General features: G+C 70.7%; 23 protein-coding genes and 1 pseudogene. 8 read left to right on the top strand and 16 right to left on the bottom strand.

Translation table 11 applies throughout. From position 1 onward, the window contains the following. Positions 1-14: 14 nt before the first annotated feature. From EUA94_RS09990 to EUA94_RS09945, 10 genes are all read right to left on the bottom strand, one after another. Entirely contained in the window at positions 15-2,744 is a 2,730-nt protein-coding gene (locus EUA94_RS09990) for an FG-GAP-like repeat-containing protein (protein WP_129426725.1), read from the bottom strand. 183 nt (positions 2,745-2,927) lie between these two features. Beyond that, positions 2,928-3,698 carry an ABC transporter ATP-binding protein gene (locus EUA94_RS09985; protein WP_129426724.1) on the bottom strand — a complete coding sequence of 257 codons (771 nt, stop codon included), beginning with the start codon at positions 3,696-3,698 and terminating at the stop codon, positions 2,928-2,930. Continuing rightward, on the bottom strand, positions 3,698-4,621 hold the full coding sequence (locus EUA94_RS09980) for an ABC transporter permease (RefSeq protein WP_129426723.1): 924 nt from the start codon (positions 4,619-4,621) through the stop codon (positions 3,698-3,700). Before EUA94_RS09980 ends, EUA94_RS09985 begins: the two co-directional genes overlap by 1 nt. Beyond that, on the bottom strand, positions 4,614-6,614 hold the full coding sequence (locus tag EUA94_RS09975) for a glycosyltransferase (RefSeq protein WP_129426722.1): 2,001 nt from the start codon (positions 6,612-6,614) through the stop codon (positions 4,614-4,616). Before EUA94_RS09975 ends, EUA94_RS09980 begins: the two co-directional genes overlap by 8 nt. Beyond that, a complete protein-coding gene (gene glf / locus EUA94_RS09970) occupies positions 6,611-7,828 on the bottom strand; it encodes a UDP-galactopyranose mutase (RefSeq protein WP_129426721.1) in 1,218 nt (405 codons plus the stop codon). Before glf ends, EUA94_RS09975 begins: the two co-directional genes overlap by 4 nt. A gap of 52 nt (positions 7,829-7,880) precedes the next feature. Continuing rightward, positions 7,881-8,798, bottom strand: coding sequence for a glycosyltransferase family 2 protein (locus tag EUA94_RS09965; RefSeq protein ID WP_129426720.1), 918 nt, complete (start codon positions 8,796-8,798; stop codon positions 7,881-7,883). Continuing rightward, entirely contained in the window at positions 8,795-9,727 is a 933-nt protein-coding gene (locus tag EUA94_RS09960; RefSeq protein WP_242494777.1) for a glycosyltransferase family 2 protein, read from the bottom strand. The genes EUA94_RS09965 and EUA94_RS09960 overlap by 4 nt, the downstream gene beginning before the upstream one ends. 44 nt (positions 9,728-9,771) lie before the next feature. Further along, positions 9,772-11,304 (bottom strand): LCP family protein, encoded by a 1,533-nt coding sequence (locus EUA94_RS09955; RefSeq protein ID WP_129426719.1) that lies wholly within the window; start codon positions 11,302-11,304, stop codon positions 9,772-9,774. An 84-nt stretch (positions 11,305-11,388) separates the two neighbouring features. Further along, entirely contained in the window at positions 11,389-11,967 is a 579-nt protein-coding gene (locus tag EUA94_RS09950; RefSeq protein WP_129426718.1) for a GNAT family N-acetyltransferase, read from the bottom strand. A gap of 7 nt (positions 11,968-11,974) precedes the next feature. Then, entirely contained in the window at positions 11,975-12,472 is a 498-nt protein-coding gene (locus tag EUA94_RS09945) for an acyl-CoA thioesterase (RefSeq protein WP_242494776.1), read from the bottom strand. 25 nt (positions 12,473-12,497) lie between these two features. Here EUA94_RS09945 and EUA94_RS09940 point away from each other — a divergent pair, with 25 nt between their 5' ends. The 5 genes from EUA94_RS09940 (at position 12,498) to EUA94_RS09920 (ending at position 16,043) form a co-directional block, all read left to right on the top strand. Beyond that, positions 12,498-13,709, top strand: a complete 1,212-nt coding sequence (locus tag EUA94_RS09940) for an LCP family protein (protein ID WP_129426716.1) — start codon at positions 12,498-12,500, stop codon at positions 13,707-13,709. Between the two features lie 116 nt (positions 13,710-13,825). Next, entirely contained in the window at positions 13,826-14,467 is a 642-nt protein-coding gene (locus EUA94_RS09935) for a PadR family transcriptional regulator (RefSeq protein WP_129426715.1), read from the top strand. Further along, positions 14,464-14,895 carry a DUF1707 SHOCT-like domain-containing protein gene (locus tag EUA94_RS09930; RefSeq protein WP_129426714.1) on the top strand — a complete coding sequence of 144 codons (432 nt, stop codon included), beginning with the start codon at positions 14,464-14,466 and terminating at the stop codon, positions 14,893-14,895. Before EUA94_RS09935 ends, EUA94_RS09930 begins: the two co-directional genes overlap by 4 nt. A gap of 286 nt (positions 14,896-15,181) precedes the next feature. Next, entirely contained in the window at positions 15,182-15,400 is a 219-nt protein-coding gene (locus tag EUA94_RS09925; RefSeq protein WP_129426713.1) for a hypothetical protein, read from the top strand. Positions 15,401-15,467: 67 nt separating this feature from the next. Continuing rightward, positions 15,468-16,043, top strand: a complete 576-nt coding sequence (locus EUA94_RS09920; RefSeq protein ID WP_129426712.1) for a hypothetical protein — start codon at positions 15,468-15,470, stop codon at positions 16,041-16,043. A 4-nt stretch (positions 16,044-16,047) separates the two neighbouring features. Here EUA94_RS09920 and EUA94_RS22620 read toward each other — a convergent pair whose 3' ends face one another. The 3 genes and pseudogenes from EUA94_RS22620 to EUA94_RS09910 form a co-directional block, all read right to left on the bottom strand. Then, positions 16,048-16,245, bottom strand: a complete 198-nt coding sequence (locus EUA94_RS22620) for a hypothetical protein (protein WP_242494787.1) — start codon at positions 16,243-16,245, stop codon at positions 16,048-16,050. Positions 16,246-16,384: 139 nt separating this feature from the next. Then, a pseudogene (locus tag EUA94_RS22615) lies at positions 16,385-16,720 on the bottom strand (dienelactone hydrolase family protein); the annotation flags it as partial. 116 nt (positions 16,721-16,836) lie between these two features. Beyond that, a complete protein-coding gene (locus tag EUA94_RS09910) occupies positions 16,837-17,103 on the bottom strand; it encodes a metal-sensitive transcriptional regulator (protein WP_129426711.1) in 267 nt (88 codons plus the stop codon). Between the two features lie 126 nt (positions 17,104-17,229). On the opposite strand from EUA94_RS09910, the gene EUA94_RS09905 reads away from it, so the two are divergent. After that, positions 17,230-17,409, top strand: a complete 180-nt coding sequence (locus EUA94_RS09905) for a hypothetical protein (protein WP_129426710.1) — start codon at positions 17,230-17,232, stop codon at positions 17,407-17,409. A gap of 8 nt (positions 17,410-17,417) precedes the next feature. Here the strand turns inward: EUA94_RS09905 and EUA94_RS09900 are convergent, their stop codons facing one another. After that, positions 17,418-18,590 carry an acyl-CoA dehydrogenase family protein gene (locus tag EUA94_RS09900; protein WP_129426709.1) on the bottom strand — a complete coding sequence of 391 codons (1,173 nt, stop codon included), beginning with the start codon at positions 18,588-18,590 and terminating at the stop codon, positions 17,418-17,420. Positions 18,591-18,729: 139 nt separating this feature from the next. Then, positions 18,730-19,653 carry a DUF6801 domain-containing protein gene (locus tag EUA94_RS09895; RefSeq protein ID WP_129426708.1) on the bottom strand — a complete coding sequence of 308 codons (924 nt, stop codon included), beginning with the start codon at positions 19,651-19,653 and terminating at the stop codon, positions 18,730-18,732. Between the two features lie 104 nt (positions 19,654-19,757). Between EUA94_RS09895 and EUA94_RS09890 the strand changes: the two genes are divergently transcribed. Further along, positions 19,758-20,189 carry a CoA-binding protein gene (locus EUA94_RS09890; protein ID WP_129426707.1) on the top strand — a complete coding sequence of 144 codons (432 nt, stop codon included), beginning with the start codon at positions 19,758-19,760 and terminating at the stop codon, positions 20,187-20,189. Here the strand turns inward: EUA94_RS09890 and EUA94_RS09885 are convergent. Beyond that, the gene (locus EUA94_RS09885) at positions 20,186-21,193 is read right to left on the bottom strand and encodes a Gfo/Idh/MocA family protein (protein WP_129426706.1); all 1,008 of its coding nucleotides are present in this window, start codon (positions 21,191-21,193) and stop codon (positions 20,186-20,188) included. The two genes, EUA94_RS09890 and EUA94_RS09885, sit on opposite strands and share 4 nt — an antisense overlap. Before the next feature lie 59 nt (positions 21,194-21,252). On the opposite strand from EUA94_RS09885, the gene arfB reads away from it, so the two are divergent. Then, positions 21,253-21,690: an alternative ribosome rescue aminoacyl-tRNA hydrolase ArfB gene (gene arfB / locus EUA94_RS09880; RefSeq protein WP_129426705.1), complete on the top strand. Its 438-nt coding sequence runs from the start codon at positions 21,253-21,255 to the stop codon at positions 21,688-21,690. The last annotated feature ends 1 nt before the right edge of the window (position 21,691 follow it).

Here is a 21,691-nt window from a genome sequence, read left to right as displayed (position 1 = left end):
CTGCGGCTCTCCTCTCAACCCGCCAGGTCGAAGGCCCCCAGTCCCTCGCCCAGCAGGCGCGGTGCCGACACGCCCGACCTGCGGCCGCCGAAGACGTACGCGACGCCACTCATCCGGTCGCGCACGATGTAGTCGGCGTGGCCCTTGAGCTTCATGGCCTGGACCTCCAGCACCCAGTCGAAGCTCGACAGGTCCGAGGGCAGTCCGGCGCGGGACGGGACCGACCCCTTCACGGGCACGGCCGCGTTGAAGCCGCCGCCGTTGCCGACCCACACCGAGAGCACTCCACCCGACGGGGTGCCGAGCAGGTCGGGCACACCGTCACCGGTGACGTCGCCGACGGCGTCGAGGCCGGTGATGCCGCCCCACCCGCTGCCCAGCAGCGTGCCGGGCGCGAGTGCGCCCGTGCCCTTGCCCGCGTAGAGCCAGAGCTCGCCGGTGGTGCTGCGGGCCAGGACGTCGCCGAACCCGTCGCGGTTGACGTCGCCGGCGTTGAGCAGGGTCTCCATGCCGGCGAACGAGACGCCCGTGTCGACCGGGGCGCCGAGCTCGAAGGTGTCGCGGTTGGCGACGACGACGAGCTGCTGGCCGGCCACACCGACCAGGTCAGCACCCTGGCCGCCGACCATCTGCACGCCGGTGATCCACCGCATCGACTTGAGGTTCGTGGCCGGGCCGAGCGCGGCGCCGTACGACCCGTCGCCACGACCGGGCAGCAGCACCACGTTGCCGTTGGTGGTGCGCCCGACGAGGTCGGCGCGGCCGTCTCCGTTGAAGTCGCCCGCGACGAGCCGGTTGTAGCCCTGCCACGAGCCGGCGACCTTCTGGGTCGGCGCGAAGCGGCCGGTGCCGTAGCCGGTCTGCAGCAGGAGCCGGTTCTTGGTGCGCACCAGCAGGTCGGCACGGCCGTCCGCGTTGACGTCGCCGGCGCCGATGAGCTGGCGGGCGTTGCCGTATCCCTTGCGCGTGGCCTTGCGGTCGAAGCCGCCGCGGCCGGTCGCGACCAGGGTGGTGAGGCGGCCCTTGAAGCGGGCGACCAGGTCGTTGCGGCCGTCTCCGTTGATGTCGCCGACCGCGGTGATGAGCGAGTAGCCGCGCAGCGACAGCTTCTTGGCCGTCTTGCCGAACTTGCCGTTGCCGACGCCCGCCCGGATGCGGACCTCGCCGGATGCGTCCGCGGTCACCAGGTCGGCGACGCCGTCACCGGTGAGGTCGGGCGAGACGAGCACGTCCGAGCGCTGGTCCCAGCCCTTCTTGCCGACGACCGTGCGCTGCTGGAAGGCGGTGAGGCCGCCGGTGGGGATGACCAGGCCGCGCCCGTCGGCGGCGTTGCGCACGACGAGGTCGGGGTAGGGCGAGGCGTCGAGGTTGTTCTGCGGGTTCGGCTCCGACACCGCGATCGGGACCACGACCGGCGGGACCGGGGTCGCGGGCGCCGCCTGGGCGGCGTTTTGCCGGATCAGCGGGATCTGGGCGTAGAGGTACTTGCCCGGACACGCGGTCGAGCCGGCGTCGCGGTGGCCGTTGATGGCCTGGAAGGTGCTGCGGCCGATCGTCTGCGAGGTCGACGCGGGGTTGACCCCGTGCAGCGACAGCTTCCATGCGAACAGCTGGCCGTACGCGCGCAGCATGGCGTCGGTCGGCTGGGTGGTCTCGAAGTTGCCGATCGCCGACATCGCGAACGAGTAGTCGTTGTAGTTCAGCGTGTGCGCGCCGACGACGGGCTTGTCGATGCCGCCGTAGCGGCCCTCCCAGATCCGGCCGAACCGGTCGACGAGGAAGTTGTAGCCGATGTCGCTCCAGCCCCGGGACTTCACGTGGTAGGCGTAGATGCTGCGCAGGAGCGCCGGCACCTGGGCCTCGGTGTAGTCGTTGGCGTTGACCGTGTGGTGCACGAAGCCGCCGCTGATCGTGCCGTAGCGCAGGGCGCTCTTGTCGCGGATGCTCTCGTCCGCGCCCCACTGGGCGCGCGAGAAGATCGTGGGCTGCGCGACCGCCTTCATGCTGGTGCGCGCCGCCTGGAGGGTGATGCCCGAGCCGTTCTTGGCGGCCTGCTCGGCGTACTCCTCGTCGTACGCCGTCGACGCGTCGTCGGGCACGTCCGCGGCCTTCTCGACCTCGCTGCTCGTGGCCGAGCCCGGGTCGACCAGCGCGAGCGACAGGTCGTCCGGCAGCGCGACCCCGTCGGTGAGTGCCTTCACCTGGACGTCGTCGACCTCGCCGACGAACATCGGCTCGGTGCCGGGCCGGGACCCGGCCGCCTCCTCGCTGCCGGCGTCGGGTCCGTGCTCGTCGTGGTACTCCAGGTCCTCCCACGCGCTCCAGTCGTCACCGGTGCGCGTACGCACCTGGACGGCGATCTGGTCCTCGTCGAGGTCCTCGCCGTGCTGCCAGGTGACACCGATCGCCGCGAAGCCCGTGACGGACTGCGGCGTGCTGGTGACGCGGGCGTCGGTGGCGCCACCGGCGACGGTGCGGCCCCGAAGCCCGGAGAAGCCACCGGCGGCGCCGGTCAGCGGCACCTCGGTCACCTCCGGGGTCACCGGCCTGGTCGGCACGGTGGCCGACATCAGCTCGGCCGGGAGCGCCTGGCCGCTGGACGAGCCGGCGGGCCGCTGGCCGGGGTGGGTGCCGACGATGTCGAGCGAGACCACACCGGAGGCGGGCGTGAGGACGACGAGCACGACACCCAGGGCCAGCACCTGCTGGCAGAGGGTGACGAGACGGGCCTGAAGAGGTCGCATGAAGATCTACTCCTGTGTGGGGGAAGGTCACACACGGGAGAGTTCACACCAGTCACACCAGTCACGGAAGGGTTTCTGAGTAACTACAAACGTGTAATTTCCACTCGACACGCCGTTACATGGGTGTAATTCTTCAGCGATTCTGGCACGTGACGCACCGCTCGGGTGGCGAGGCGGGTGCCGCTATATGTCGGTGCCGAGCTCGTCGTCGTCGCCGCTGTCGTCGCCGTTGTCGTCGTAGTGGAGGTAGTGGATGCCTTCCTCGACGTCACCGTCGAAGCCGAGCCGGCCGTTCTCCATGATGAGCACGCGGTTGCAGAGGGTGCGCACCGAGCCGGGGGCGTGCGAGACGTAGAACATCGTCACGCCGGAAGCGACGATCTCGTCCATCCGTTTCTTGCACTTGCGCTTGAAGGGCCGGTCCCCCACCGCCAGTGCCTCGTCGGCGATGAAGATGTCGGCGTCGACGTTGACCGCCACCGAGAAGCCGAGGCGGGCCTTCATGCCGGAGCTGTAGTAGGCGACGTCGGTGTCGAGGAACTTGCCGAGGTCGGCGAAGTCGACGATCTCGTCGAACTTGCGATCCGTCTCGGCCCGCGACATCCCGAGGATGGCGGCGTTGAGGTAGAGGTTCTCGCGCCCGCTCAGGTTGTTGTCGAACCCGGTGCCGGTGGCGATGAGCCCCGCGATCCGGCCGCGGGTGAGCACCGAGCCGGAGTCGGGCCGCATCACGCCGCTGATCAGCTTGAGCAGCGTCGACTTGCCCGAGCCGTTGAGCCCCATCAGCCCGACGGCCTCGCCCTCGTGGACGGAGAAGGTGACGTCGTCGACCGCGTTGAACGTGTCGTGCGTCTTGCGGCCCCGCGCCTTGGCCAGGACCGTCTGCTTGAGCGAGCGCTGGTAGGACAGGGTGAAGGCCTTGGTGGCGTTGTCCACCTTGATCATGGTCGTCATCAGAGGCGCTCCGGGACCTTCGCCTCGAGGCGCGCGAAGATCCGCTGCGCGAGCACCAGCAGGACGAGCGACACCGCGAGCATGATCAACCCGCGCGTGAACAGGTGGTCCGGCATGTGCACCGCTGCCGTGGCGTCCGGGTCGCTCGTGGTGCCGATCCAGAAACCGCGCTGGATGAGCAGCACGGCCTCCGCCATCGGGTTGAAGAGGTAATAGCCGGCGACGGAGTCCCCGAACCGCTCGTGCACCAGCGTGTACGGATACATCATCGGCACGCTGAAGGTGACGAACTGCGTCAGCGTCTGCGCGATCTTCCCGACGTCGCGCATGAAGACGTTGCCGACACTGAAGAGCAGGCCGAGCGCCAGGCCCAGGGCGGCGGTCAGGCTGAACCCGAGCAGGGCGGCCGCCATGCCCACGAGGTCGGGCTTCCACCCGAGCAGGAGGCAGGGCACGAGCAGGATGATGAGCATCGGGATCGTGTGCCAGCCGGCCACGAGCATCCGGGCCACCGGGAACATCTCGCGCGGCACCGGCAGCTTGGTGATCAGGGACCGGTTCTGCACCAGCGACTGCGTTCCGCCGTTGAACGTCTCGGTGAAGAAGTGGACGATCACCATCCCCGCGAACAGGTGGATCGCGAAGTTCTCCATGCTGGAGCCGCGGCCGATCATCACCTGGAAGAGGAAGTAGAACATGCAGAACCGGATGGCCGGCTGCAGGTAGCTCCAGACCCACCCGAGAACGGTGCCCTGGTAGCGCGACTTGATCGTGTTGCGCACGAGCATGCCCAGCAGGTAGCGCCGGCGTACGACCTCGCTCAGGCCCGTCGCCGCGGGCGGCGCCAGCGGCAGGGCGTCGAGCTCGCTGACCGTACGCCTGGCGGGCTCCGCGGGCGTCGAGCTCACGAGTCGCTCACTCATCGTCGCCGTCGGATCCCTCGGTCCACGGCGCGAACGTCTTGTCCCATGCCTCGGGTGAGGTGATGTCGCCGAGGGCCTCGCGGTACTGACGGGCGAGCTCGGGCCACTCGCGGTGGAAGCGGCGGTGGATCTCGATCGTCCGCTTCATCAGGTCACGGTAGTGCGCGGGGTCGCGCTTGTAGAGCGCGTGGGAGGCGCCGTCGTTCATCGAGACCACGACCGAGTCGTACTTCACGAGGTTCCACCACTTGGCGTCCATCGCGGTGAGCTCGGTCTCGGGGTACTCGTCGGACAGCTCCCGCACCGGGCGCAGCTGGCGGATCGGTGCGAGACCGGCGGCGATCAGGGTGCTGAGCCGACCCGGGATCTCGATGTCGGCCTTGCCCTTCTTCGGCGGCTTCTTGCGACGCACCGGCGGCAGCTCGTCCCGGTCGGGGTGGAGCTGCGCGTCGGAGAACTGCAACCGGAAGGCGTTGATGTCCGCCAGCTTGGTGGCGAGCTCGCCGTGCAGCGCGTGCGGACCGCGCAGGACGTCCTCCATCGCGAGGTGCCGCAGCTCCGCGGTGGAGTACTGCAGCGAGGCGACGTGCTTGACCTGGTGGTTGAGGCTCTCGCGGACCATCCGGCCGCCGCGCTCATAGGGCGAGTGCAGCAGCGCGGCGATGAGCCGGTTGCGGTGGTGGAAGTAGGACTGCCAGTCGACGCCGTCGTTCTTGTCGGTCCACGGCATGTGCCAGACCGCGGCACCGGGGAAGGACACCGTGGGGTAGCCGGCCTCCCTGGCGCGCAGGCCGAACTCGGAGTCGTCCCACTTGATGAAGATCGGCAGCGACAGCCCGATCTCCTCGAGGACGACCCGCGGGATCAGGCACATGAACCAGCCGTTGAAGTCGACATCGGCCCGCTTGTGCAGCCAGCGCGAGGAGCGCAGGTTGCGGGCGCCGAAGTCCCACTGGCTGTAGCCGTCGAGGCGGGTCTGCCACCAGAAGCGCCACGGGTGGACGATCTCGCCGAAGGAGTGCAACTGGGCCCGGCTGTAGAGGTTGAACATGTGGCCACCGACGATGGTCGGCCGCTTGGCGAGGTCGCCGAAGGTGACCGCGCGGATGATGCCCTCGGGCTCGGAGACGACGTCGTCGTCCATCATCATCGCGTACGTCGCGGTGCCCTTGCGGACACTCTCGAGCTGGCCGCGGGCGTAGCCGCCCGAGCCGCCGAGGTTGCCCTGCACGATCACCCGCAGCTTGTCGCCCAGGCCCGCCTTGGCCGCCGGGAAGTGGCTGCTGTCGGTGACCTTGTCCTTGCCCTGGTCCATCACGAAGACCGTGTCGAGGTAGGGCTGGAGCTCCTCGGCGTCCCCGAGCTGGCCCAGGAGCTGTGCGCTCATGTCGGGCAGCATCGTGGTGATGCAGACGTCGACCGTGCCGTGCTGGGCACGGTCAACCGGGACCTGTGCGGTCCACTCGGCGCTCTCGACCGTCGCGCCCTCGTCGCCGGCGACGACGTCGTACCAGTACCACCCGCCGTCGACGAACGGCTTGAGCGGGAGCGTGAAGCTGAACGACCCGGAGTCACCCTCGACCGCAGCGGCGTCGACGCGCTGCGCGTTGCCGCGCGCCATCGACTTGTAGACCGTCACTGCGGAGCCCGCACCGGAGACGGTGACGGTGAGCTCGACCTCGGTGACGACCGTGTGGCGGCGCCAGTAGGACGCCGGGAACGCGTTGAAGTACGTGCCGAACGACAGCAGCTGCGACGGCTCGAGCCGCAACGCGGTGCGCGAGCGGATCTGGTCGGGGTGGAGCTTGCGCCCGGTGGAGGTCGACTGGCGGATCGCGGCGTTGTTGAGGTCCTTGGCCGCGGCGTTGCCACCCACCTCGAACCGGTCGGTGTCGAGCTTGGGCTCCTCGAGGTCGACGTAGAGCGGGAAGACGTCGGTGTCGCGGTCGAGCGGGAGGATCTGCCGCTGGAGCAGTCGGGTGGTGGTGCTCATGCGTCGATGCCTCCGCTGGTCAGCTCCGCGCCCTCGGTGAAGTGGGGCTTGAGCTTGTTGTCGTACATCGACAGCGCGGCACCGATCGCCATGTGCATGTCGAGGTACTTGTAGGTGCCGAGGCGACCGCCGAAGAGGACCATCGGCTCGGCCTGGGCGAGCTCGCGGTACTTGAGCAGCTTGGCGCGGTCGTCGGCGGTGTTCACCGGGTAGTAGGGCTCGTCGCCCTCCTCCGCGAAGCGGCTGTACTCGTGCACGATCACGCTCTTGCCGGGCAGGTGGGTCTTCTCCCGCTCCGGGTGGAAGTGCTTGAACTCGATGATGCGCGTGTACGGGACGTCCTGGTCGTTGTAGTTCACGACGCCGGTGCCCTGGAAGTCGTCGGTCTCGACGACGCTCTCCTCGAGGTCGACGGTCCGCCACGACAGGCGGCCCTCGGAGTTGCCGAAGTACTCGTCGACGGGGCCGGTGTAGACGATCGGGACCTTGCCCTTGAACTCGTCGGCGACCGCGGTGGTGGGATCCAGGAAGTCGGTCTCGAGGCGGATCTCGATGTTCGGGTGGTCGGCCATCCTGGTCAGCCACGCGGTGTAGCCGTCGGTGGGCAGGCCCTCGTACGTGTCGCTGAACCAGCCGTTCTGGAACGTGTAGCGCACCGGGAGCCGCGTGATGATGTCGGCGCTCAGCTCGGTGGGGTCGGTCTGCCACTGCTTGGCGGTGTAGCCCTTGATGAACGCCTCGTACAGGGGTCGCCCGATCAGGCTGATCGCCTTCTCCTCCAGGTTGGAGGCGTCCTCGGTCGCGACCTCGCTCGACTGCTCGGCGATCAGCGCCCGGGCCTCCTCAGGCGTGTGGGACTTCCCGAAGAACTGGTTGATCAGGGCGAGGTTGAGCGGCAGGGAGTAGACCTGCCCCTGGTACTTGCCGAACACCTTGTGCCGGTAGTCGGTGAACGACGTGAACCGGCTGGCGTACTCCCACACGCGCTCGTTGGAGGTGTGGAAGAGGTGCGCGCCGTACTTGTGCACCTCCACGTTCGTCTCGGGGTTGCGCTCGCTGTAGGCGTTGCCGCCGAGGTGGTGGCGACGCTCGAGGATGAGCACGCGGAGACCCAGCTCCTCGGCGCAGCGCTCGGCGATGGTGAGACCGAACAGGCCGGCACCGACGATGACGAGGTCGGGAAGCGGGACTTCGTGAGTGGTGCCCTGGGACAAGGGAGGAACTCCTGTAGTGGGAAAGGCGCCGTGGTGAGAGGCGCGCTCGAGTCTAGCGAGGGGGGCGGGCCGGATCGGACACGCGGCGCATGCCCCGCGCCGAGGCCATGGCGCGGATCACGTTGCGGGCCTCCGCCCGGCCGCCGCGCACCGGACTGAGCAGCACCACGGCAAGCGTGATCAGCCACGGCTTGAGCCGGACCAGGACGTTCTCCCCGTGGCGCAGGTGCACCACGAAGAGGTTGCGGTACATGTAGAAGCCCTTCCAGCCGGACAGGTCGTGCTGCTGGTTGAAGTCGAGCTGGCGCACCAGGACGGCGTCGCGGACCGCCCAGACGTGGCGGCCGGACTCGCGGGCGCGTACGGCGAAGTCGACGTCGTCGTAGAAGATGAAGAACGCCGGGTCGGGGAAGCCGATCTCGGCGACCACGCTGCTCCGCACCATGAAGCCCTCGAAGGCGACGTTCTGCACCTCGACCAGCGGCGGCATCGACGCGCGGTCGGCGTACGCCGAGTCGACGGTCGAGCGCTTGGGCCGGATGGCGAGCGGGTTGCGCAGGTCGAACTCGACGGCCGCCTTCTCCACCATGACGCCGGAGAGGTCCTCGCGCACGGCGATCAGGCAATCCTCGTCGACGGCCATCAGCGCGGCCAGGCAGTCGGGGGCGGGCACGACGTCGTCGTCCATCAGCCAGATCCGGTCGAAGCCCCGGTCGTACGCTGTCCGCACCCCGCGGTGGAAGCCACCGGCGCCGCCGAGGTTCTCCTGGGTGATGACCTCGAGCGGCAGGTCGTCGCGAGCCACCCTCTGGGAGAGCACGTCGGCCGTGTGGTCGGTGCTGCCGTTGTCGATGACGATGACCGCATCGGGCGCGTGCGTCTGGGCGGCGAGCCCGTCGAGCATGCCGACGAGCAGGTCGGCGCGGTTGTGGGTCACGACCACGACCGCGACCGTCTCGCGGGAGGTCACGACAGGAACCTCCGGTGGCCCTCGAAGTCGCCGGCGATGCCGGCGCGCATGGCCCGCAGGCTGAGCCGCAGCCGCGACAGGCTCGGCCGCGTGAAGGTGTAGAACCAGGCGGTCTTCACCACGAAGGCGACGGCGTGGAGCGGGCCGCGGTAGTCGCGGAGGTTGACCAGGTTGTTGCGCGCCATGCAGTAGTGCTTGAGGTCGCTGGGCGAGTCGTTGTACGTCGTCCGGCCGAACATCATCGGGGTGCCGAGGTTGCCGACGCTCGGGTGGCGCACGGTCGCGGTGACGACGGTGGCGACGCGGGCGCCCGCCTCCTCGGCGCGCAGCCGGTACTCGTGGTCGTCGCCCCAGATGAAGAACTCCTCGCGCGGCAGCCCGATCCGGTCGACCAGTTCCTTGGTCACGAGGACGCCATTGAAGGGAATGACGATCCCGTCGATCCGGTCGCGCTTCGCAGCCCGGCGTACGTCGTCGACGGCGTGCACCACGCGGGTGCTGCCGGGCAGGCGGATCGGGAAGACCAGCCGGCCCGGGTCGGCCTCGTCGACGACCAGCGGTCCCCAGAAGTCGAGGTTGTCGGCCTCCTCGAGCAGGTGGGCGAGGCAGTCGTGGTCGGGCAGCCCGTCGTCGTCCATCAGCCAGACCAGGTCGGCCTCCCGGTCGATCGCCCAGGCCAGGCCGTCGTGGAAGCCGCCGGCGCCGCCGCGGTTGGTGCTGAGCGTGCGGGAGCGCAGCGGGATCTCCCCGGTGTGGCCGCGCGCGTCGAGCCACTCCCCTGTGCCGTCCGAGGAGGCGTTGTCCACCACGAGCACCTCGCCGAGCCCGTCGATCTCGCCGAGCCGCTCAACGAGCTTCTGCAGCAGGCCGAGGCGATTGAAGGTGACCACGACCGCGACGATGCGGGGCAGCGGTCCGGTGGTCGTCACGGCGTACACCCTAGGGGCCGGGGTGCGTGCCAGCGTCTCCGCGATCAGCACACCGCGCCGAGGTCCTCCGACTGGTTGGCGGCGTAGCCCTGGGCGAGCGAGCCGACCGACCCTCCGGTGACCGCGGGCGCCTGGCTCGGCGTCACCGGCGCCGCGGGCGTGGTGGCCGGCGCCGAGGCGGTGTCCTCGGTGGGAGCGTCGGCGGCGGGCGCCTCCTCGGCGGGAGCAGCCTCGGCCGTGTCGGGCGTGGGCTTCTGGCCCTCCGCCCGGGCGATAGCCGCGGCGACCTTCTCCTGCACCAGGGCGATGTCGGGGTGTGCGGTGTTGATCATCGGCGGGACCAGCGACAGGGTCGCGATCTTCTGGCTCTTGGCCTTGAGGGCCAGCTCGACGAAGCGGTCGACCTCGCCGCGCGGGATGTCGGTGGACACCATCGCGGAGCTCGCGCCGGCGATCTGCTCGAAGTTGCGCAGCGCGACCTGCGGGCTGACCTGCTGGAGCATCGCGCTCATCACGCACTTCTGCCGCGCCATGCGGGAGTAGTCGTCGGAGCCCTCGCGCGCCCGGGCGAACCAGAGCGTGTCGTGGCCGTTGAGGGTGCGCTTGCCGGGATCGATGTAGTGGAAGGTCTTCTCGAAGGGCAGGCCCACCGGGATCGGTTGGCGGACGTTGAGCTCGACGCCGCCGACCGCGTCGACCAGGTCCTTGAAGCCCTCGAGGTTGACCATCGCCCAGTAGTTGATGTCGAGGCCGGTGATGCCCTCGACGCCCATGACGGTGGCGTCGACGCCCGGGCTCTTCGAGCCCTTGAAGAGGTCGGCGTGGTCGAGCGCCCAGGTGGAGAGACCGTTGAGGTACATCCCCTCGACGTCGAACCCGTCGGGGAACTGCTTCGCCATGACCGAGCCCTCGACGAAGGGGAAGTTCTGCATGTTGCGCGGGAGCGAGATGAGCACGGCCTTGCCGGTCTCGGCGTCGATGCTCGCGACGGTCATCGAGTCGGGTCGCAGCCCCCAGCGTCCCGCGCCGGAGTCGCCGCCCATGAGCAGCACGTTGTAGCGGCCGTGGCTGGCATCGACCGCTGCGCCGTTGCCGAACATCGAGATCATGAAGTCGCGCTGCACGCCGACCACGTGTGCGCCGAAGAGCAGGGCGCCGGCGACGCTGAAGCAGAGGAAGCCGTTGACCCCGACGATCGCCAGCCGGTGCTGGCGCTGGAGGGTGAGCGGCTGGCCCAGCCGCCAGGCGTCGATGAACAGGTAGGCCCAGCCGATGGCGAGCGCCATCAGCCCGAGGCGCAGCACCTGCAGGAGGGTCGTGTTGGTGCCGGCCCAGAAGGCCACGCCGTGCCAGACGTACGACGACGCGAGCGCCACGACGGCCACGACGACGAGCGCGATCCAGGTCCGCATCGCGATCCGGCCGACGCGGCGGTTGCCCGACACGAGCTGGGCGGATCCGGGGAGCACGAAGGTCATCAGCATCAGGGTCACCGCGCGGCGGAACCGCACGCGTTGCGCGCGGTCGAGCGTGGTGAAGCGCATCTGGTGCGACCCGGAGGGCGTGGCGGGCGGCATCGGGGGCCTTTCAGCTGGGGGAAGTCAGCCCGACCAGTATCACCAGTCACACCCGTCCCACCGGCCCGCGACGCGCCGTGGCCCTCAGACTGCCGGTCTCGGGGTGAAGTGCTCGTCCACGGCGGCGCGGATCGCAGCGTCGGGCTCCCGATCCAGGTAGACCAGGCGCACTGCGTCCGGATCCTCGTTGCCTGCGTCCGGCCCACGCCAGACGAGCGTCAGGCCAGCCTTCTCCGCGGTGCGCCGCGACGCGACGTTGATCTCGAGCAGGTAGGCCATGACCGGGCGGTCGGGCGCGACGACGTGGGCCGCTTCCACAGCCGCCTCAGCCACCTCCGAGGCGTATCCGCGGCCGCGGGCGGCGGGGTCGAAGCGGTAATAGAGGTTCCCCCAGGGCCGGTCTGCCACGACCGCGCATCCGGCCATCCCGATGACCGGTCCGTTCGTCGAGTCACGGACGCTCCAATAGCCAAGGCCGTGCGTCCACTCGACCTCGCTCGCGTCGAGCGTCCGCTGCGTCCGGGCGAGGTCGAGGTGTCGTCCCTGCGGGAAGTGTGCCCAGCTGTCCGGATCGGCGTGGATGCGGTGGAGGTCTTCCAGGTCGTCCTGCACCGGCTCGTCCAGCCACAGCCGTCCGGTCCGGAGGTGTCGCCAGTCGCTCACCCCTCACTCATCCTTCCCGGCCCTCGTCGATCTCGGTCTTGCGCGCCAGCCGGTGCGCGCGGCGGATCTCGGCCTCGCGCTGGCGGCGTACGTCGCTGGGCGTCTCGGTTTGCAGCGGCGGGACCCGGCGCGAGTGGCCGTCCTCGTCGATCGCGACGAACACGAAGTAGGCGCTCGCCACGTGCAGGGGCGCGTCGGCGGCGTTGCCCCACGGCTGCGCCTCGACGCGGACGCCGATCTCCATCGACGAGGTGCCGGCCCAGTTGACCTGGGCGTACGTCTTGATGATGTCGCCGACGTGCACCGGCTCCAGGAACGTCATCTCGTCCATCGCCGCCGTCACCGCCGGCCCGCCGCTGTGCCGGTAGGCGACCGCGCCGGCCGTGGAGTCGGCCAGCTTCATGATGTCGCCACCGTGGACGTTGCCGAGGAGGTTGGCCTCGGTCGCCGAGGCGATGATGCCGAGGCTCACCCGGCTGTACGACGTGGGACGCGGATCGCTCACGCGTCGCACGGTAGCGTCCTCTCCCATGGCTGATCGTCCGCAGGGCTCCGGGATGCCCGAGAAGGGAACGCCCGAGTACGACTGGCTCTACGGGGGCAAGTCCCAGGCCCCGCCGGGCGACGCCACCCAGCAGGTGCCCACGCAGGGTCAGCCGCCCCAGGGAGCCGACGAGACCCGGGTCATGCCCGCGGCCCGGCGCGAGGCACGCGGCTCCGGCGGCCAGCCGCCGAGCGACCCCCGCTCCTCGGTCGCGATGCCACCGCCGCAGCCCCGGCCGAAGAAGCGCCGGTGGCGCCCCCGTCTCCGCCTCGGCTTCATCCCGCTGCTGCTCCTGCTCGTCGTGGTCTACCTCGTCGCGATCCCGCTCTACTACTGGACCCAGATCGACAAGGTCGACGCCGAGCCCGGGGGCAGCCGCCCCGACGACCAGCCGGGCACCAACTACCTCATCGTCGGCTCCGACAAGGCGGACGACCTCAATGCCGAGCAGCGCAAGGAGCTCGACACCACGGAGCGTGGCGGCACCAACACCGACACGATCATCGTGCTGCACACCGGCTCGGGCGGCCGCACCCTGATGTCGATCCCCCGCGACACCCTCGCCGAGGTGCCGGGAGACGGAACCCAGATGATCAACTCCGCGTTCGCGAGCGGCGGCGCGCCCAAGCTGGTGGCGACCGTCGAGAAGCTGACCGGCATCCACATCGACCACTACGTCGAGCTCGGCTTCGGCAGCGTGATCAACACCGTCGACGCGTTCGGCGGCGTGGAGATCTGTCCCAAGCAGGACATGAAGGACCCGCTGGCCCGCCTCGACATCAAGAAGGGCTGCCAGGAGGTCGACGGCCTCACCGCGCTGGCGTACTCCCGCTCGCGCCACGTCACCGCGCTCAGCGACCTCGACCGCGTCGCCCGCCAGCGCGAGGTGATCAGCGCCCTCGGCGACGAGGCACTGTCGCCGTGGACCTTCGTGAACCCGCTGCGCTACTGGAGCCTCAACAAGGCCGCGTCGGGCGCCATCCGGATCGACGAGGGGATGAACCCGGTCGACATCGGCCGGTTCGCGCTCGCCATGACCGGCGACAGCCAGACCTGCACCATGCCCAACCTCGCGGCGCCGAGCGACCCCAACCGGATCATCGCCGACCCCGACCGGGCGCCCGCCCTCTTCAAGGCGCTCATCAACGACAGCACCGTGCCCAAGCGCGCGTGCACCCCGACCGGCCGGGCGCGCTAGACCAATTGCGCCGCTCCCTTGAACGGTCTTCTGCGTCGGCGTACGCTCACGATATATCGCGATAGACCAGCGATAGATCACGAGTCTTGACGACCGAACACCCGAGGGAGCACGACATGGGACGCCACTGGCCCGGGGCGGACTGGCCCCAGAACGACGGATCCGACGCGCGCCGACCCGGCCGCCGGGCAGGCGGACCGCCGCCGTGGCTGGGCGAGCTCTTCAACCTCGCGACCGGCCCCCAGGCACCGCCGCAGCGAGGCCCGAAGGTGCGCCGCGGCGACGTCCGTACGGCGATCATCGACGTGCTCCACCGCGCCCGCGCCGCGGAGGAGCCGATCAACGGCTACCAGGTGATCCAGGAGATCGCCGAGCTCAGCAACGGCGAGTGGCGCCCCTCCCCCGGCTCGGTCTACCCCACGATCCAGCAGCTGCAGGACGAGGGCCTCGTGGAGTCCGACGACGAGCGCGGACGGCGCACGATCCGGCTCACCGACCAGGGCGTCACGTGGGCCGAGGGCAACTCCGACGAGCTCGCCTCGGTCTGGGCGCCCTTCGCGCGGACCGAGCCGGTCGCGAGCGACCAGCCGTCGGGCCAGGCCGACATCAAGAGCGAGATCGGCCAGGTCGTCAGCGCCGTGTGGCAGCTCGCGACCCAGGGTTCGGAGCAGCAGAAGAAGGCCGCCCTCGACGTGCTCGTCGACACCAGGCGCCGGCTCTACGGCATCCTCGCGGACGGACGGGACGGCGAGCGATGAGCCCGTCGGACCCGCAGACGCGGATCGCCGACAGCGACCGTGAGCGGGCCATGTCCGACCTCGCCGGTCACTACGCCGACGGTCGCCTCGACCACGAGGAGTACGACGAGCGGCTCGACGCCATCTGGACCGCGCGCACCCGCGCGGACCTGGCGGTCATCTTCAGCGACCTGCCGCGCCCGCAGGTGACCTACCCGTCGCCGCCGGCCCGATCGGCATCGCGGAGCCAGCGTCGCCGGCACTTCCCGCTGCTGCCGGTGATCGCGGTGCTCGTCGTGCTGAGCGTTCTCACGCACGCCCCGTTCTGGCTGCTGATCTTCCCGCTGATGTTCATCGGCTCGCGCCGCGGGATGGGGTGCGCGCCGTCCCATGGTCACAGCCACGGCCAGGGGGACTACCGACGCCCCGGACGGACGCACGGGGTCTAGCCCGCACACGCGCGCACCGGGACGCTCTGCGACCATGTGTCCGTGAGCGAGGGGGCCCGGGTCGTGCGCGTGCGTGCGCCGTACGCCCTCCCACGCGCCCTCGCCGCGACCGCGGTCGTCCTCCTCGGCGCCGCCTCCGCGCACACCTGGGCGGGCGGCACGGTACCGACAGGCCCGGGCCTCGCGCTCGTCGCGGCCGTCGTGTTCGCGGGCGGGCTCCTGCTCTTCACCCGTGAGGTGCCGCTGTGGGCGTTGCTGCCGGTCGTCTCCCGGCTGGACGTGGCAGATGGTCGCCGCACACCTCTTCGTCACCGTGCTCACCGCCGTCCTCTGGTGGGCCGGCCGGCGGGCGGCGTCGTACGTCGTCTCGCTCCTGCTGCGCCCGGCCCTGCCGGTCGTGTCCCGGCCGCGCCCGCGCCCGGTCGACGTACGCCTCGGGTCCTCGCTCGTGCACCTGCTGGTCCCGCCGGGCCGCGGGCCACCGCTGGCGGTCCTGCCCACCTGAGTCCGGTCCGGGCCGGGGGGCACACGCGACCCCCGAACCCGTACGACCACAGACCCCAGGAGAACCCATGTCCATCCGCACCATCGCGCGCGTCGGCGCGCGTCGGCGCGCTTCCGGCCGCCACCTCGGCGTCAACCTGATGACCGGTGCGTCGCAGCAGCAGCAGGCTCACCGCCACGAGCACGACGAGCCGACTCGTGAGGACCAGGCGGGCTGGGTCCCGGAGGTCGGGCAGGCCGTCCCGGACCTGACGGTCGCGCGCGAGGACGGCTCGGTCACCACCTATGCCGAGGCGCTCGCCGACATGGCCGTCACGGCCGGCGTGGACACCGTGACCGCGGTGGCCTGGAGCCACGACTGCGGGTGGTGCGACGAGGTGCTCGACGACGTACTCCGTGCGTCGGACGGCGGCGACGTCGTCCTGGTCGTCTTCCAGGACATCTCCACCGTGCGCGCCCAGGGCATCACCGGTCCGGTGCTGCAGGTGATGGCCCCGGCCACCGCCGTCGAGGCCGTCGGCGTGCCCGGCACACCCGGTGCCGTCCCGGTCCGCGACGGGGTCGTCGCCGGACTCGGTGGCGTCGGCGGTCCGCACGTCCTCGAGGTGATCGCGGAGCACTCCCGCAGCGGCGCCTCGACCTGAGGTCCTACCGCTGGAGCGTCCGGTCGAGCAGCGCCCGCAGGCTGGCGAAGTGCCGCTCGGCCGACTCCTCGTCGTACATCCCCGTGTCGGCCATCGAGTAGCCGTGCGGGCCGGGGAAGACCTCGTTGACCGCCTGCAGGCCGGCCGCGTCGAGGGCGGCGTCGAGGGCGGCGCCGAGGGCCGTGACCGCCTCGGGCGGCATCGAGCCGTCGTTGTCGGCGTGCCCGAAGGCGAAGGCCGCCCGGGCGGTCGCGAGGACGAGGTGCGGGCTGTCGGGGGGTGTCGGTCACGAGACCGCCTCCGTGCCACCCACCGACCGCGACCACGCCTGAGTCGAGCCCGGCCGCGCGTACGGCGATCCGGGCGCCCATGCAGTAGCCGGTGACCCCGACCTCCTCCCCCGCGACCTCCGGGCGGGCCCGCAGGGCGGAGAGGTACGCCGGGAAGTCCCGTGCCACCAGGTCGGGCGTCAGTCGCTGGACGCGCGGCATCGCCTCCTTCATGAACTCCTGCCGGGCCTCCGGCTCGCGCAGGTCGCCGCGTGGGGCGAGGTCGGCCGCGGCGCCCTCCCGGTGGAAGACGTGGGGAGCGAGCACGGTGTAGCCCCACGACGCGATCCGGTCGGCCATCCGCTCGATCTGCGGCCGTAGGCCGATCGCGTCGACGATGAACAGCACGCCCGGGGCCGGGAGCCCGTCGGGAGCGGCGGCGAGGTACGCATCGGCGGAGCCGTCGGGAAGGTCCAGGGTCAGGGTCGGCACGCCGTCGAGGCTAGCCGCCGCCCGAAAGCCGATCAGGCGAGCGAGAGGAAGAGCTTCTCCAGCTTCTTCACGTCGAGGCTGTCGATGTCACCGTCGCCGTCGACGAGGCACTGCTGCAGACCGCTCGCGACGATGGCGAACCCGGCGCGGTCGAGGGCCTTCGACACCGCCGCGAGCTGGGTGACGACGTCCTCGCACTCGCGCCCCTCCTCGAGCAACCTGAGAACGCCGGCCAACTGGCCCTGCGCGCGCCTGATGCGGTTGATGACCGGCTTCATCTGGGTCGGGTCGAGCTCCATCAGTCCTCCTGGTCAGCGACGGCTTGCGCCAGTTCCCAGCATACCCCCCGGGGTGTTTTGCGTTCGGGCCCTATACCCCCTACCGTATTGCTCCAACCACCGACCCTCGCCAGAAGGAGCTCCACCATGTGCCGAGCAGTGCGTTGCAGGACCTGCGGCGGAACGACCTGGTCCGGCTGCGGCCAGCACGTCGCCCAGGTCAAGGCCGGCGTCCCCGCCCAGGACTGGTGCGGCGGTCAGCACACCGCCGCCGAGAAGCAGGCGGGCGGCGGTGGCGGCTTCCTCGCGAAGCTCTTCGGTCGCTGACCTGCGGCTCAGAGCTCCGACTGCACCCCGGCCAGCAGCTGGCGGGCCATCACGATCCGCTGGACCTGGTTGGTGCCCTCGTAGATCTGGGTGATCTTCGCGTCGCGCATCATCCGCTCGACCGGGTAGTCGCGGGTGTAGCCGTAGCCGCCGAGCACCTGCACGGCGTTGACGGTGACCTCCATCGCGACGTCGGAGGCGAAGCACTTCGCGGCGGCACCGAAGAAGGTGAGGTCGTCGTCGCCGCGCTCCGAGCGGCCGGCGGCGGCGTACGTCATCTGGCGGGCGGCCTCGACCTTCATGCCCATGTCGGCGAGCATGAACTGCAGCCCCTGGAACTCGGAGATCGACTTCCCGAACTGCTGGCGCTCCTTGGCGTAGCCGAGCGCGTAGTCGAGGGCACCCTGCGCGACCCCGACGGCCTGGGCGGCGATGGTGACGCGGGTGTGGTCGAGGGTCTGCATCGCGGTCGTGAAGCCGGTGCCCTCCTCGCCGATCATCCGGTCGGCGGGGATCCGCACCTTGTCGAAGTAGACCTCGCGGGTCGGGCTGCCCTTGATGCCGAGCTTCTTCTCGGGCGCACCGAAGGAGACGCCCTCGTCGGACTTCTCGACCACGAAGGCGGAGACCCCGCCCCGCGTCTTCTTCTCGACGTCCGTGACGGCCATGACGGTGTAGAACTCGGACTCGCCGGCGTTGGTGATCCAGCGCTTCACGCCGTCGATGACCCACTCGTCGCCGTCGCGGACCGCGCGGGTCTTCATGCCCCCCGCGTCGGATCCGGCGTCGGGCTCGGAGAGGCAGTAGGAGAAGCCGCCCTCCCCGGCCGCGAGCTTGGTCAGGTAGGTCTGCTTGAGCTCCTCGGAGCCGGCGATCTGCACCGGCAGCGAGCCGAGCTTGTTGACGGCCGGGATCAGCGACGACGACACGCACGCCCGGGCGACCTCCTCGATCACCAGCACGGTGGCGAGCGCGTCGGCACCGGCACCGCCGTACGCCTCGGGCACGTGCGGGGCGTGGAAGTCCGACGCGAGCAGCGCTGCGGCTGCCTCGCGCGGGTAGCGGGCCTCCTCGTCGACCTCGGCCGCGAACGGCGCGATCTTGGCGTCGCACACGGCGCGGACGGCCTCGCGGATGGCCTGGTGCTCCTCGGAGAGGGCGTACAGCGGGAAGTCGCTCATGCCGAGATTCTAGGACGTCCAACCATCGGTGGGCAGCCGTCTGCAGTGTGGGCATGGCCACGTCCGGAACGGCCGGGAACGACGACCGCCCGGCCGGTGCCGAGGCACCGACCGGGCGGTCGATCAGGTGGTGGTGAGATCAGCCGACCCGCACCACGACCTTCTTGTCCTTCGACTTCGCGGTGTAGTCGTCACCCGGGTAGAGCACCTTGAGCTTGGTCTTGCCGGCGGGCAGCGCCTTCTTCAGCGTCACCTTCACCTTGCCCTTGTCGTTCAGCACGCCCTTGCCGACCACCTTGGTGCCCGACAGGACCTTGACCGTGCCGGTGGGCACCTCGTTGGCGGCGTCCACGACGACCTTGAGCTTGGTCTTCTGGCCCAGCGGGGTGACCCTCTTGGTCGGCGTGGCGACCGTGGTCGACTCGTTCTCGGCGAGGACGACCGACCCGAGGCTCGACGGGGAGCCCGGCTTGAAGACGCACGGGACGTCGGCGAGCATCGTCACGTCGCCCTGCTTGGTGGCAGTGAACTTGAACGCCGACGGCACGACGATGTCGTACGTGCCGGCGCCCGGCAGGTTCACCGGCACCGTCGAGGCCGGAACGGCGCCCGCGGTCGTGAGGGGGTTGGGCGTGTTGAGCGTCAGCGGCGTGTTCGCCGTCGTCGGCACCGCGGTCTGCGGGAAACGCGCGTTCTGCAGCGGCAGGTCGGCGCCGTCCGAGGACGAGAGCTCGTCGAGGGTGGCGACCATGTCGTTGGAGAACCCACCGATCGAGGTGGCACCGAAGAGGCCCTTGGCCGCGTCGACGACGTCACCGGGAAGCGTGACGCTCAGCAGCACCGGGATGGCCGGGGCGTCGAGACCGGCGTTCGCCGCCGGCGGCAGGGTGGCCGTGATCGACACCGGGATGTCCCGGGCGCCGAGGCTCGGGAAGGTGCAGGTGTACGTCGTGGCTGCGGTGGCGGCCTGGGCTGCAGGCGATGCCAGTGCGACGAGTGCAGCGGCGCCCAGGGCGCCGGCAGCGGCAATCGCGCCGACGCGCCGTGTTGCGGTGTGAAGCATGAAGTTCCCCTCCGTGGATTGATGTGACGACCGTCATCCCACCACATCGGCATCGCGACCGACACGACCGCTCCGCCCTGGAGCGGGGAGCTACGGTGAACGCCATGACCACCGCGTGGCAGGACGCCGCCACCGTCGACCGCATGCTCGACGAGGGGCAGACCTGGGCCGTGGTCGGCCTGTCGGGCGATCCGTCGCGGACGGCGTACTCGATCGCGCGGCTGCTCCAGGAGCGCGGGAAGAGGATCGTGCCGGTGCATCCCGTGTTCGCCGAGCCGGGTGCGCCCGAGGTGCTGGGCGAGCAGGGCTACGCCACCCTGGCCGACATCCCGTTCCCCGTGGACGTCGTCGACGTCTTCCGCCGCTCGGACGCCGCGGGCGAGTTCGCCGACCAGGCCGTCGCGATCGGCGCCGGAGGCGTGTGGCTGCAGCTCGGCGTCGTCGACGAGGACGCCTTCCGGCGTACGACCGAGGCAGGCGTCCCGACGGTGATGGACACGTGTCCCGCCATCGAGTGGCGCAAGCGCGGGCGCTAGTCGCCCGGCTGCAGGTCCACCCGCGCCTCGGACATGGTGATCCCGAGCCGGTCCAGCGCCTCCTCCAGCACCCACTGCACGTCGAGGGTGTCACTCAACGGCATGACCGGGCTCTCGGTCAGCCCGGCCGCGAGGCAGCGCTGCACCTCCTCGGCCTGATGGGTGTAGCCACGACCGGTCGGCAGCCGCTCGACCACCTCGTCCTCCGCACCGTTGCGGCGTACGACGATCCGGCTGGCGTGGTTGAACGGCGGTTCGAGCTCGATCGACCCGCCGGTGCCCACGACGAGGGCACGCACCGGTGACGCGGCGGTGAGCGCGCAGGTGAGTGAGGCGGCCCGCCCGTCGGCGTAGGCGAGGTGGATCGCGGCCGAGGCGTCCGCGCCGTTGGCGTACGTCGTGCCGGTGGCGGTCACTGCGTCGGGTCGACCGAGGAAGTGCTGGGCGAACGAGACCGGGTATACGCCGAGGTCGAGCACGGACCCGCCGCCGAGCGCGAGGTCGAAGAGGCGGCTCTGCGGGTCGAAGTCACGCTGCGCGCAGAAGTCGGCCTGCACGAGCACGACGTCGCCGATCTCGCCGGCGTCGACGAGGTCGCGGGCGTGGGCCACCGCCGGCTGGAAGCGGGTCCACATCGCCTCCATGCAGAAGATCCCCGCCGCACGCGCGGCGTCGACCACCTCCTGTGCCCCGGCGAGCGTCGCGGTGAAGGCCTTCTCGACCAGCAGGGGCGTGCCGCCCTCGATGGCCGCGAGCGCCAGGTCGTGGTGCTGCGGGTGCGGCGTGGCGACGTAGATGACGTCCACCTCGCCGGCACGGCCGGCGGCGAGCAGGTCGCCGTACGTGCCGCCCCGTGCCCCGCCGAACCGGCTCCCGAACTCGGTGGCCGACGCGGCGGACCGGCTGCCGACGAAGGCGATCTCGGCATCGGGCACATGGGCCAGGTCCTCGGCGAAGGCCGCGGCCATCCCCCCGGTCGCGGCGATGCCCCAGCGTGTCGTCATGGCGCCCAACCTAGTGGCGAGTGGACGACGTACGCCCGCGTCTCCGACACACTGGGCGGGTGCGCGACCTCCACGTCCCGGCCGGACCCGGCCTGCCCGACGGCCTGGTCGTGCCCGCGGGCGAGCTGGTCGAGCGGTTCTCGAAGTCACCGGGACCCGGTGGCCAGTCGGTCAACACCACCGACTCGCGCGTGGAGCTCGAGCTCGACGTGTCGACCTCGGCAGTCCTCACGGGCACCCAGCGCGCCCGCGCGCTGAGGCGCTGGCCCGACGGTCGCGTGTCCATTGCGGCGTCCGAGCACCGTTCGCAGCACCGCAACCGCGTCGCCGCGCGCGAGCGGCTGGCCGAGCTGCTGCGTGAGGCCCTGGCGCCACCGCCGCCACCGCGGCGCGCCACCCGGCCGACGCGCGGGTCGAAGGAACGGCGGCTGAAGTCGAAGAAGGAGCGCGCGCAGACCAAGGCGCTGCGCGGCCGGGTGCGGGGCAGACCCGAGTAGG

The organism is Nocardioides zhouii (genome assembly GCF_004137345.1).
Lineage (GTDB): Bacteria > Actinomycetota > Actinomycetes > Propionibacteriales > Nocardioidaceae > Nocardioides > Nocardioides zhouii.
The sequence above is the reverse complement of the archived record's forward strand: the minus strand, read 5'-3'. Positions and strand labels throughout refer to the sequence as shown.